Source organism: Pseudomonas sp. A125 (genome assembly GCF_055409485.1).
This window is the reverse complement of the sequence record NZ_JBUZVP010000010.1, coordinates 122288-134951: the sequence shown is the minus strand read 5'-3', so window position 1 is coordinate 134951 and position 12664 is coordinate 122288. Positions and strand designations below refer to the sequence as shown.

Genomic DNA, 12664 nt, shown 5'->3' with positions numbered 1-12664 from the left:
GCACCGCGTGTTCCCTTGTGGAGTCCGCGCACCGTTGCGCGGCCCCTGACCTGGCCCCTGGAAAACGTCCATGCTGACCTGCTTCGCTGCTGCGCAAACCCTGTCGCCTTCTGAAACACCGCTGCAAGCGCTGTTCCGCCATGCTGCCGAGCGCCCCAACGCGGTGGCCTTGATTGCCGACGGTGACGTCTGGTCCTATCACCGCCTTGCCAGCGAAGTCGCGTGCCTGAGCACCGGGTTACGCCGTGCGGGCATTGTTCCGGGCGAGCGTATTGTGCTGTCTGTCAGAACTTCACCGGTGTACGCGGTGTTCCTGTTTGCCGCGATGATCACGGGCGCGATCGTGGTGCCGTTGAAGATCGAGTTCAAGGCCCATGAGTTGAATGAGTTCCTGGGCTGGCTGCGCCCTGCGTTGTTTATCCATGAAATGGAACTGCAGCAGGTTGTCTCCCTACTCAAGACAACGCACATTCGCACCTTCGATGCCAGCGACCGAGGCCCGCGCTCCTGGCGTCATCTACAGGGCTACGCCTCGCGCACAGAGGTTTCGCTGCCTGTGGATATCGACTCCACCTTCCTGCTGCTCGCCACCTCCGGGACCACGGGCATGCCAAAGCTGGTGGCGTATAACCAGCGCGTGGTTTCCCACGTGATTGGCGCCCTGACGGCCTGGCCCCTTGGGCCTGAAGCGAGCGTCATCGGCTGCACCTCGGTGGCCTATGTCTCGGGAACACTGCTGATGCTGGCGTCGATGATTCACGGCTGCCAGGAAGTGTTGATCAGCCATTTTGATGCCGACACCGTACTCGATGCCGTCGAACAGCACAGCGGCACCACCCTGTTTGTCGCGCCGTTTACCTGCATGCCGCTGGTGCAGGCGCAGTGTAAGCGGCCTCGCGATATCAGCTCACTGCGCACCTGCGGTGTGGGCGGTGATACTTGCCGACCGCAGGTTGCCGAAGCCTTCGAAAACACTTTCAACCTCCCGCTGGGCAATACCTACGGTTTGACCGAGTGCATTGGCAGCACGGTCTTTGGCGAGGATTTTGGCGCCTTGCGTGGAGTGTCTGGCCGTACACGGCTGGTGGATGCCACAGGCGAGGACGTCGCCCAAGGCACGGTGGGCGAGCTGCACCTGCGCGGCCCGAACCTGAGCCTCGGCTACTGGACCGGCCCCGGAGACATCATCAGCCACACCCGAAACGGCTGGTTTGCCACCGGCGACCTGATGCAACAGGACGCCAACGGTGACTATCGGTTCGTCGGGCGCAACTACCGGGCATCGGCTCTTGCCGTTTCTGTGGACTAATTCCGGGAGTATTGCTCCGCTTTGGCCCTAGAATGCGCCCTGTGGATAACTAGCCAGGGAATGCCTTCACCATGAACATAGAACTGCTGATCGCCGGTATCGTCGTGCTGATTATTGTCGTCGGCCTGGTCGGCTGGCTGGTGGGGGTCTACAACGGCCTGGTGATGCGGCGCAACGATGTGGATAAAGCCTTCGCCAACATCGACGTATTGCTCAAGCAACGGGCCGACCAGATTCCCGACCTGATGCGCGTGGTGCAAACCGCCATGAACCATGAGAACGCGCTGTTCACCCGCCTCAGCGACGCCCGCACCGCCTACCTCAACGCCAGCAGCCTGACCGATAAGGTCGATGCCTCCAACCAGCTCAATACCGCGCTCAAGTCGGTGATTGCGGTGGCAGAGAATTACCCGACGCTGATCTCCGGCCCCAATATGGTCGAGTTGCAGCAGGCGATCTCGGCGGTGGAGGAACGCATCGCCGACCGCCGCGAATTCTTCAACGAGTCGGTAAACCTCTACAACATTGCCATCGCGATTTTCCCCGACCTGTTCTTCGCAAAGATGCTCGGCTACCAGCGCATCCCGCTGCTGGCTATCAGCGCCGAAGAAACCCGCTACGAGGGCGTGAAGCTTGAGGTGCCGGGCGCATGAAAACTACCCAGGCGGGCGTTGTCGCGAAAAAGCCAGCGTGGAAAACCCTGGTGGCGCTAGTCTTTCTCGCGGGCTTCATCGGCCTGATGGTCTATGCCCCGACGATCCTGGTGGCGCTGTTTTTCCCGGTTTGCATCTTGATCGGCCTGCTGGCCAGCTTCGGCCCCAACTTCTATCGCACCGAACAGCGTCTGGCCACCAGCCAGATACGCGCATTGGCCATGGGCCTGGTGGAAGTGAACGGCAAGGTGATCGTCGACACGCCGCTGGTTTCCCCGGTCAACGGCAAGCCTTGCGCCGGTTACGTGTGGATCGTCGAGGAAGGCACCAAGGACAAGGACGGCGATTGGAGCTGGAGCCAGGTTTCGGCCGAAGCTCGCTGCAATGACTTCCGCCTGCAGGATGCCACGGGGGAAGTGTCGGTGATTGCCGAAGGCATCGACCTGTTCGGCAAGAAGTCCCCTGACGAACATGAATTGATCGGTAGCTCACGCCGTCAGGGCGAACTGCTGCTCACCCAGGATATGCAGGTAATGCTGATTGGCGATGCCTGCGAGCGCGAAGGCAAGACGGTGATTGCCCAGGGCCGGCAACGTGATGCGGTGTTCGGCCTGGCCGAGACCAAGGATGTGGAGAATCGCCGCGTGCTGGCGCCGCTGTGGCGCGCCGGTGGTTTTTACGCGGTGGTGGTGGGTTTGATCGGCGTCGGCATCATGGCCATGACCCCGGAGCATTTTGCCCAGTTGCATTTGCCGGGCCCCGCCACCTACCAGCAAATGGCGGCACTGAACCCGGCCTATCGCTTTTTGGCCTGGTTGTACCGTGACAACGGCTTCGTGATTCCCTTCATGGCCGCGTTCGGGTTCTTGCTGTCGATGTTTGTGGTGTTGCTCGCACTGCGGCTCTTGCTGCCCAAGGGCATGCGCCTGGCGGTAGGCCGGGTGCTGGGTGCCTGGATGGGCCTGGGCATGGTGATTGGCGGCGTGGTGACCTTGCTGCTGGTGGTAGCCCAGGTGGACACCATGAAGGTGTTCCTGGTGTGGATGATGATTCTGCTGGGCACCCTGGTGTTCTCGATCTTTGAGCAGCGCAAGCTGGGCGCGGCGTACAAGCATTTTACAAAAGACGCCGGCACCGCCAGTTTCGGCGACGAAGATGCCTGATCAGGGCACAAACTCCACTTTCAAGCCCCGGCTGGCGCTACGGCCCTGATCATCAGTCACCCGCAACCGATATTCCCCCGACTTGCCCGGGCGCCAGTTCAGCGTGGTTTGCGGCGGGCCCTGGCCAATCAATGTCTGGTCGGCGAACCAATACAGCGTCTGCGCATCACTGGCCGCGTTGGCGTTCAGCGGAATGCTTTCCTGGGGCTGTGACAGGCGCAGATGGTAGCTGACCTGGGTCAGTGGCGAACGAATCTGCGGCGCTTCGCTCTGGTCGCCGATGCGATTGGGTTGGCAGCTTTTCTGCACATTGGGCGGCGTGCGTCGCGGCAGCCCGGCGGCGCGAAACAGCCGCTGCACATCGCTGGGCCAGAATTCGAAGACTTCTTCGCGAGTGTACTGCGGGTCGAAGGGCGGGCACGCGGCCTTGCCGGTGCGGGTGTCGATCAGCACCGGGCGGTGCAGGTTGGACACGCGAATCGGTGACACGCCGGGGATGTACCACGTCTTGCGAGTGCGCGGGCACCAGCGGTTGGGCAACTCGCCGGAGGCGGCGCAGACGTCGATGCGGATCAACCCGGCGGGCGGCTTGTCGGGTTTGATCACCACATTGGGCAAGGCCAGCGGCAGGGCGTCGGCGATACGGAAGAACAGCGGTGCGGCGGTTTTCGCGCCGATAAACTCAGGGTTCGGACGGCCGTCGAAGTTGCCCACCCACACCACCAGCACGTACGGGCCTACGAGGCCTGCGCTCCAGGCATCGTGAAAACCCCAGGACGTGCCGGTCTTCCAGGCCGTGCGCCAATGGCGTCCCGGCAGGCCGTCCGGGCGCGGGTTGCGCCGCAGCATGTCGCGCACCATAAACGCGGCCTGCGGTGTGAGTAACTGGGCGCCGGTGGTTTGCGGCTGCTCCTGCAAATAGCGCAGGGGGCGCAAATGCCCGTCACCTGCCAGCATCACATACAGCCGCGCCAGTTCCTCGGGCGTCATCTCGCCGCCGCCCAAGGCCAGCGCCAAGCCGTAATGGCTTTCGCCTCGAAGGCCCTTGATCCCGGCGCGTTGTAGCAATCCGTAGAGTGACGGCGAGCGGGTTTGGCTGGCCAGCCAGACAGCCGGGATATTGCGGCTGCGAATAAGCGCGTCGCGGGCCGTCACCGGGCCGACAAAACTGCCGTCGAAATTTTCCGGCTGGAAGTAGCCGAAGTTACTCGGCATGTCCTTGAGGATGCTCATGGGGTGGATCACCCCTTGGTCCAGCGCCAGCCCATACAGGAATGGCTTGAGGGTCGAGCCCGGCGAACGCCGCGACAGCACGCCGTTGACCTGGCCGTGAATGCCCGTGGATGAGTAGTCTGCCGAGCCCACCAGGGCTTTTACGCTCTGGTCGCGGCTGTCGATCAGGATCGCCGTGGCGTTTTCCACACCGCTGCTGCGGCGCTCGGCGATAAAGCCGTTGATCAGGCGCTCCAGCAATTGTTGCAGTGGCAGGTTGAGGGTGCTGTTCAGCTCGTTGCCGGTCTGCGAGGCCAGCAGTTGTTCGCTCAGGTGCGGCGCCAGAAACGGGATTTGCTGGCGGGTGCGGGCTTCCAGTGGCAGGTCCAACAAACTGTCGTTGCGCGGGTCCTGTGGATAAGTCTCCCGCCAATCGACCATCAGCCGCTGCCGGGCAGTTTGCAACGACGGCCCGAAGCGCGCGCGGCGGCCGGGTTGCTGGGGAATCACGGCCAGGGCGAGGGCTTCAGACAAAGACAATTGCGCTGCGGACTTGCCAAAGTAAATCCGGCTGGCCGCTTCGGCGCCTTCGATATTACCGCCCATGGGTGCCAGGTTGAGATAGGCCTCCAGGATGTCATGCTTGCTGTAGCGCGCCTCCAGCCACAACGCCAAGGCCATTTGCTCGAGCTTGCCGGGCACCTGGCGGGTATTCAGATCCCACAGGCGCCTGGCCAACTGCATGCTCAACGTCGAACCGCCCTGGCGCTGGCCGCCGCTGTAGGTGGCCATGGCCGCCCGCAGTAACGCCGGGGGATTGATTCCCGGGTGCCAATAGAAGTTGCGGTCTTCCTTGAGCAGCAGCGCCTCCACCAGTGACGGAGAAATCCGCTCCAGCGGTAGCCACAGGCGATATTGCCCGTCAGCCGCCAGGGTCATGCGCAGCAGCGAACCGTCGTCGGCCAGCACCACCCGTGAGGAGGTGGCAGCGTGTTCCAGCGGTGCATGGGGCCACAACCGCAGCCCCGCCAGAATCAGCGCCGCTGCCAGCAGCGGCGTCAGGCGTTTAAGGCTTGGTAATTTCAAGCTGGCCTACTTTGCCGCGTCCTTGCAGGGTGGTTTCGTACATGCCCTCGGCGTAGGCCGGTGGCGTGTTGAAGGTACCGGCGTTGGTGGCGCGCACGCGGTACACGAAGGTGCCTACATCCCGCAGCGCGGTGCCGTACAACACCACTCGGTCATCACGCACATCGACATAGTCCGGCTGCCAGTTGCTCAGGTCGGTCTCGCCGATCGGCGCTTGCCAGGCGTCGGCTTCCTCGGTGTCTTCGCTGGTTTCAACGTACTCCGAATCGTCGCCTTCGCTTTCCTCGCTGCTGGCCGCTTCCGGCTCCGGCGGCAAGTTATACACAGGCTCGACACCACCCGGCAGCAAGTCGACCACGGCCACTTGCTGCACCTGGTCACGGTCGGTGGCCCGCAAGCGCAGGCGCACCAGGAACTCATCACCCACCGCGACCTTGCTGACCGGGTTGCCTTTGAGGTCGAGGTATTCGTGGATGATTTCCAGGCCGTTGTTGATCGGTTTCAGCGTAGCGCCCTTGTCATAGCCGGCTTCGCTCAGCATGTAGAACGCCGCCGGGCCGTCGGATTTTTCCATTTGCAGTTTTTGCGTGCCGGCCGGTACCGCCGCACGTGGCGGCTGGCCGGCCATCTGCAACAACTGTTGCTGCTTGTCGCCGAGCCAAGCAGTCGCCTTGAGCGTCATGTCGCTTTGCGCGCGCTGGCCGTAGTTGTCCAGGGCCCGCAGCAAAAGCGCCGCCGACAGCGAGTTGTAGCGCTGCTCGTTGAGGCGCTTGCCGAGTTTATCCAGCAGGCTGGCCGGCACATCGTCGAGCATTTGGGGGAAGTGCCGGGCGAGCAAATGCAGGTGCTCGGCGTCGTGCACCAGCGGGTCGTAATACAGGCCGTCGCTGTTCCACTTATCCACAAGGGAAAGCCATGGGACTTTGCGGAACACTGCATCGGCCTGGCGATCCTGCTTGAGCAACTTGTAGCTGGCGGCCAGGTACGCGGCGCCAATGTCGTTCTGCCAGGTGTCCTTGAAGTAGCTTTCATAGCGTTCGCGGATATCGCTCAAGGCGCCGCTTACCAGAATCCCCTGACGGCTCAACAGGTAACTGGCGTAGGCGCGGTTACGCAATTCCGACAGGCCTTCGCTCGGGCCGTTGGCCAGGTCGGTGAGGTATGCGTTGGAGCGTTGCAACAGGTCTTCCGGTACCGGCAGCCCGCGCTCCCGGGCCTCGATCAGGAAATCGGTGGCGTACAGGCTGGCGTACGGCGCCACGTCCGGGTTGGCCGCCCACAAGCCGAAACCACCGGCCTGGTTCTGCCGCTGACGCAGCATGCGCACCGCGCCGCTGAAGGCCTGCTCGGCCTCGGGCGCGTTGCCGCCCCAGATCAACGCAGGCATTGCCTTGGACACCAACTGTTCGGTGCAGGCGTAGCCGTAGTCATCCAGGTAATGCTTGAGGCCGTTGGCCCAAACCAGCGGCGACGCGGCGACGCCCAACTGCACATCGCGCAACTGGCTGAACAGCTCACGGGTCGGTTTCAACTCTTTGCTGGCGCTGTCGAAACGGCCCAGGCTCAGGGCAACGCGATGCTCGCTCAATGGCCGGATCGAGGTGGTTTCCGCTACCTGGATACGCTTGCCATCCGGCAGCACCGCGACAAAGCGCAAGTCGGCCGAGCCGAGGTTTTCGCCTACCTTGATCTTGAACTCGGCAACGCCTTCCTTGCGCGGTTGCAACGCCAGGGTGCTGGCCTTGTCGCCTTGCACCTGCAGGCCATCGCTGGTCTGCACTTCAAACTTCACGTCCGCCGCGGCGTCCAGGTTGCTGAACACCCCGGCGCTGACGCTGAACACATCCCCCGGTGCGACAAAGGCCGGCACGTTCGGCGTGATCACCAGCGGCCCGCGCACTTCGGTGTTGGCTTCGCTGACGCCCACGCTGTCACTGTCCACGGCCACCGCAAACAGGTGCAGCTTGCCGTTGAAGCTGTCCGGGACCTGGTAATGCAGCACGGTTTCACCGGCCGGCAAGTCCACCAGGCCAGACCACCAGGCCACAGGCGGCTGGTGTTTGCGCTTGAACGGGTTGAGGTGGTTGGCCAGGGCACCCTCGGTATCACCACCGGGCGCTGCCCCACTGAGCAGACGGCTGAATTCCGGCAGGATCAGGTCAAGGATCTGACTGGTACCAACCTCCAACGCGCGCTTCTGGAAGAAGAAGCCCAGCGGGTCCGGCGCCTGGTAGCGCGCCACTTGCAGGATGCCTTCGTCCACCGCGTAGACCACTGCGCGGCCAGGGCGGTCGGCGTTGACCTTGATATCCAGGGTCTGCCCCGGCTCGATCTTCGCCGGGCCTTCGACTTTCAACGCCATGCGCCGCGCATCGAGGTTGATGCTGAACGGCACCACGCCGTAGGACAGCGGGCTCATGTAGACCTCGGACGAGCCGATGTCCCGCACGAACTGCACGTTGACGTAGGCATTGCCCTCAAGCCCCGCAGGAACGCGGATGTGTTGCACGCTGTTGGTGCTGTCGGCCTTGAACCATTGCTGGGTGTAGACCTTGTCCCGCTCGATGGTGATCAACCCGGCACCGGTGTACGGCGCACGAATACTGATGGCGATCTCATCACCGGTGGCGTAGCTGCGTTTATCCAGGCGCAGTTGCAACTCGGCGTTGCGTTCCAGGGAGCGCGAGGTGTTGCCCCGGCCGGCCACGCTGTAGTCGATCTGGTTCAGCAGGTTGCCGTTGGCGTCCTTGAGTTGCAGGGTGAAATCGCCCGGGGTGCCGGTGTTCAGGGTTTGCTTGGCGCCATCCTTGGTCATCACCACCGGCGAGGCCGGCTGGCTGATGTTCTTGATGCGCGACTCGTACTTGTAGGTGCCGTTGGATTGCTTCACCAGCACCGAGACGTAGCGGTGCTCCACCACTTCACTGGTCAGGCCGTCCACGGCGACCGGCGTGAGGTCTGGCGCGACGGCCAGCCATTGCACCTGGCGCGGCGCGTCCTTGGCGACGAACGACAGCGAATCCTGGCTCTTCACACCTACCAGGTAGTGCGCCGCCGAGACCAGCAACGCGCTTTGTGCGGCGACGTTGCGGCCGCCTTCGGCTTCGTACACCTGGGTCATCACTTGCAGGCGGTAGGTGCTGTTGGCGAAGCGTTGCAGGTTGAGGTCCAGCACCGCCTGGCCATTGTCGTCGACGGTGGTTTCGGCCAGGTCTTCGGAGCTGGCTTCTTCCAGCGAGTCGTTCAGGCGGAAACGGTAATCGGGGTAGCGATCAAAGGCCGCGAGCGTTGGGCTCAGGGACATTTTGGCCGTAACGCGACGGCCGGCCGCCGGAGCGCCGAACAAGTGCATCGCGGTGACCTTGGCCACCACTTGGTCTGGCGGGATCCAGCCCAGCACCGGGGTGTCGTGCAGGCTGAGGCTGACTTTCATTCGGTCCGGTTCGAAGTCGCGGACCTTGAAGCTGACGCTGCCCAGGTCAGTGCGTCGCTGCTTCTCGCCGATCAGTTGCAAGGTGGCGGTGTAATCCCCGGAAGGCGCGACTTCGCTGCTCGGGAAATCAAAGGTTTCAAAACCGCTGGCGGAAAGCTTCAGCGGCTGGCGAATCACCTCCAGGCCCCGTGGGTCGGTGATTTGCAGCTCAACGGGCAAGCCTTGCAGCGCGCCTTTCCAGTCGCCGCTGCGCACGATCATGCCCAGGTGCGCGGTTTCGCCGGGGCGGTACAGGCCACGGTCGGTAAACAGGTAGGCACTGAGGCGATTGATCGCACCGTCCTCTTCCAGGCCGCCGACATCAAAGCGCGACAAATCCAGCTGCTGGGACTGACGGGCAATCGGCAGGAAGGATTGGTCATTGCCGCGACTGACCACATACATCAGCGGGGTTTTCTCGCGGCGCAGTTCATCCAGCTTGGCAAAATGCGCGTGGCCTTCGGTGTCGGTACGGCCACTGGCCACCGGCAAACCGTTGCGGCCGATGATATCGACCTGGGCGTCGGCTACCGGCGAGCCGTTGCCGATGGACTGCACGTAGACATCATGGCTGCCGTCGCTGGAGCGCTTGGCGATGATGCCCAAGTCGGTGACCACGATGAAGCGCAGGTCGCTGGTGGAGTCGTGGGAATACTCAAAGGTGCGATCGGCCGGGTCGTCCTGTGGGCTCAACTTGAGCACAAAAATGCCGCGGCGGCCGCCGTTGGCCGTCAGGTAATTGCTCAGGTCAACATTGTCATAGAGCGTTTTGGACGGGTCGCCAGCCGACAGCGGAATGTCCAGGCTCTGACGCTCCACCATCCGGTCGAAGTAGTCATTTGCAAAATTCGGTCGAGCAAAACTGCCGCTGCTCTGGTCCACCAGGTGCTGCAACTGGTTGGGCAGCAGGCGGGCAATTTCCACGTGGGCACCGGGTACGCCGCGGGCCATGAAGCCCAGGCGTTTTTCGCCGGTAAGACTGAGCAGGGCGCCGTCAGACAGGAACTGCAGCGTGCGCGGATAGGCCGGCATGCTCACCAGGGAAGCTGTCGGATTTTTCGCCAGGTAGCCGCCGATGGCTTCCAGGTTGGCCGGTACCCGCACATACAGGGCGCGGCCAGGCGGGGCCTTGAACTTGAAGGCGTGCAGGGTATTCAGCGGTTCGACGCTCGGCACGTGGGTCAGCTTGACCTTGGTGCTGCTGGCCAACAGCTTGTCGTCGATGTCTTGCAGGTTCCAGGGGCGGGTGTCGTCCTGGGCTTTTTCCGGCAGCATCCAGGCCTGCACTTTGTTGGCGATGGTTTCATCGGCCACGGCGCTGGAGCTGCTGAACATCAATACCGGCTCGGGCTCGGCGCGTTCGTTGTCGACAAAGCTGACTTCGGCCCCGGTAAAATTCAGGCGATAGCGCCCGGGTACGGTAACTTCGGCCACCAATGGCGCCGGGCTGGCGTTGCCGCCGTCACGTGCCTTGAGGCCTTCATCAAGCTTGGCGCTGACCGGGGTGCTTTCCAGCGGAGTGGCCAGGGCGGCGGAGCGCACGAAGGCATTGAGCTTGTGCTCGTCGAAGCTGATTTCCGGGCGGTTGGGCAGTTGCGCGTCGCGGTAGGCCAGGCCTTTGCCGAGGGTGACCGTGGCACGCTTGCGTACGCTGTCTTCATCTACCGGGTGGGAAAAATGGAAGGTCGCTACCAACTGTTTCTGCGTCGGGTTGCTTGGGTCCTGGTACAACTCGTTTTGCGCCAAGGTGGCGCGGAACGGTTGGGTGGAAAATTGGCTGCTGTATTGGCCAAGTAGCACGCCGTCGGCCAACAGGTTCTTCTTGGCCAGGTCGATGGTGTAGTGGGCGTCGACGGGCCAGTCTTTTTCCGGGGTGAACACCAGGCTGTGGTCATCCGACCAGCGCCAGGCTCCAGCGATGGCCGGCTTGAGGGTGATGCCTTCGGTGACCGGTTTGCCAATCGCTGCCAGCGGTGCCACGGATTCGGCGAAGCGCACCTGCAAGTTATCCACAACGGGCTGCGGCTGGGTGTAATCCGTCAGGTTGGGCTTGTGCAGCGAATAGCCCACGGTGTGGGGCTGCGGCAGGTGGGAATACCAATGCCAGCCATAAAAGCCTGCGGCCACCAGCAACACCAGGGCCAGTACGCCGCCAGCGGCCTGGCGCGGATACGCCCGGGCCTTATGGCCGACATTGACCACGCCGGTGCCTGCGGCGTGCAACCAGCGCGGCGGTTGCCATTGGCCGAACAGGCTGCGCGCCAGCCATCGCACGGCGTGCAACAGAACACTCACCACTGAGATCAAGGCGCCGAAAAAACGGCGGCTGGTCGCTTTTAACGAATCAAACATGGTGAGCATCCCTGGCAATGTGTCGCGTATCTTACACGTCTCTTTAATACAAAAGATGACGGCAAATACGCCGTACAGCTCAGGCGTGCTGCACGAAAGTGAGGCGTATCGCAAAACCGATCAAAAGGCTGCCAAACAGCCATTGTTGGAGGCGTTGGGCCGATGGGCTGCGCTCCAGCCAGCGGCCGACTCTTGCGCCAGCCAGGCCGTAGCAACTGTCGAATGCCAGGCCGACGACCACCAGAATCACGCCCAACGATGCAAACTGCGCCGTTACCGAAGGGCCAAGTGGATCGATAAATTGCGGCAGCAATACGGAGCAGAACAGCAACGCCTTGGGGTTGAGCAGGTTGGTCAGCAGGCCGCGCTGGAAGGCTTCGCGCCAGGCGTGCGCCGGTGCTGTGCCGCCTAGCGCATTCAGGTTGGGCAGCAGGTTGGCGCGCAGGCACTGCACGCCGATCCACAGTAGATACGCCGCACCGCCCAGGCGCACCACATCGAACGTCCATGGCGCAACCTTGAACAACGTTGCCAGGCCCATCCCTGCCAGCGCCACGTGGCAGCCTCGGGCCAGCCCCAAACCGGCTGCCGTTGCCAGCGCCATCGCCTTTCCCTGGCGGGCGCCGGTTTGCAGCAGCAGGATCATGTCCGGGCCGGGCAACAGGTACACCACCGCCAGTGCAAGTAAAAACAACCAGAGTTCTGCCATGTGCCTGCCCCTTGCGGTACGTGATTCGTAGGGCAATTTTAGGGGCGAAGGCCGGGGCAGGTGCTTGCGTAGTCAGCCCAAAAAGCGTCTAGTCTTGGCACACTCTGCCACTTCTGCCGGGCGAAACACTTCACTTATGCCAAATCTGAAACTGGATGCGTTTGACCGCAAGATTCTTGAAGCCCTGCAACGCGATGGCCGCCTGAGTAATGTGCAACTGGCAGATGAGATTGGCCTGTCGGCTTCACCCTGCTTGCGGCGCGTGCGCCTTCTGGAAGAAGCGGGCGTGATTCGTGGTTATCAGGCGAGTCTTGACCGGGATGAAGTCGGCTTGGGGCTGACGGTGTTTGTCGGGGTAAAAGTGGAGCGGCATAACGACGAACAGGCGCAGGCGTTCAGGCTGGCGGTGACGGCGTTGCCCCAGGTGATTTCGGCGTTTTTGGTGTCGGGGGAATCTGACTTCCTGCTGCAAGTGGTGGTGCCGGACTTGCGTGGGTATGAGCGATTCCTGACCGGGAGCTTGTTGAAGTTGCCGGGGGTGAGTGATATCCGCAGCAACTTTGCGATTCAGACGGTGAAGACGCCGGGGGCTTTGCCGCTGAGTCACCTCCCCACCTGAAAACTCCCCTCCCTTCGTAGCAGCTGTCGAGCTTTAGCGAGGCTGCGTAGGGCGCGACTCGGTCTGAGGTCGGTGGTGCGGCCGACGCA

7 protein-coding genes are annotated in these 12664 nt (G+C 62.7%); 4 read left to right on the top strand and 3 right to left on the bottom strand.

The annotated features are described in order from the left end of the window. The first annotated feature begins 70 nt into the window (after window positions 1-70). The 3 genes from ACZRN6_RS15770 (at window position 71) to ACZRN6_RS15760 (ending at window position 3125) form a co-directional block, all read left to right on the top strand. Complete coding sequence (locus tag ACZRN6_RS15770; protein WP_464008376.1) at window positions 71-1309, top strand: class I adenylate-forming enzyme family protein; 1239 nt, start codon at window positions 71-73, stop codon at window positions 1307-1309. Window positions 1310-1380: 71 nt separating this feature from the next. After that, window positions 1381-1962, top strand: coding sequence for a LemA family protein (locus ACZRN6_RS15765; RefSeq protein WP_010168443.1), 582 nt, complete (start codon window positions 1381-1383; stop codon window positions 1960-1962). Then, window positions 1959-3125 (top strand): hypothetical protein, encoded by a 1167-nt coding sequence (locus ACZRN6_RS15760; RefSeq protein WP_464008375.1) that lies wholly within the window; start codon window positions 1959-1961, stop codon window positions 3123-3125. The genes ACZRN6_RS15765 and ACZRN6_RS15760 overlap by 4 nt, the downstream gene beginning before the upstream one ends. On the opposite strand, the gene pbpC is transcribed toward ACZRN6_RS15760, so the two are convergent. The 3 genes from pbpC to ACZRN6_RS15745 all read right to left on the bottom strand — a co-directional run bounded on the left by pbpC (window position 3126) and on the right by ACZRN6_RS15745 (window position 11956). Further along, window positions 3126-5423: a penicillin-binding protein 1C gene (pbpC, locus tag ACZRN6_RS15755; protein ID WP_464008374.1), complete on the bottom strand. Its 2298-nt coding sequence runs from the start codon at window positions 5421-5423 to the stop codon at window positions 3126-3128. Next, window positions 5404-11247, bottom strand: a complete 5844-nt coding sequence (locus ACZRN6_RS15750) for an alpha-2-macroglobulin (protein WP_464008373.1) — start codon at window positions 11245-11247, stop codon at window positions 5404-5406. The genes pbpC and ACZRN6_RS15750 overlap by 20 nt, the downstream gene beginning before the upstream one ends. A 79-nt stretch (window positions 11248-11326) precedes the next feature. Continuing rightward, window positions 11327-11956: a LysE family translocator gene (locus ACZRN6_RS15745; RefSeq protein ID WP_464008372.1), complete on the bottom strand. Its 630-nt coding sequence runs from the start codon at window positions 11954-11956 to the stop codon at window positions 11327-11329. Between the two features lie 145 nt (window positions 11957-12101). Between ACZRN6_RS15745 and ACZRN6_RS15740 the strand changes: the two genes are divergently transcribed. Beyond that, a complete protein-coding gene (locus tag ACZRN6_RS15740) occupies window positions 12102-12575 on the top strand; it encodes an Lrp/AsnC family transcriptional regulator (protein ID WP_322148778.1) in 474 nt (157 codons plus the stop codon). The last annotated feature ends 89 nt before the right edge of the window (window positions 12576-12664 follow it).

Coding starts and splice junctions, on each gene's coding strand:
- ACZRN6_RS15770 (WP_464008376.1), top strand. CDS start 71: ATGCTGACCTGCTTCGCTGCTGCGCAAACCCTGTCGCCTTCTGAAACA.
- ACZRN6_RS15765 (WP_010168443.1), top strand. CDS start 1,381: ATGAACATAGAACTGCTGATCGCCGGTATCGTCGTGCTGATTATTGTC.
- ACZRN6_RS15760 (WP_464008375.1), top strand. CDS start 1,959: ATGAAAACTACCCAGGCGGGCGTTGTCGCGAAAAAGCCAGCGTGGAAA.
- ACZRN6_RS15750 (WP_464008373.1), bottom strand. CDS start 11,247: ATGTTTGATTCGTTAAAAGCGACCAGCCGCCGTTTTTTCGGCGCCTTG.
- ACZRN6_RS15745 (WP_464008372.1), bottom strand. CDS start 11,956: ATGGCAGAACTCTGGTTGTTTTTACTTGCACTGGCGGTGGTGTACCTG.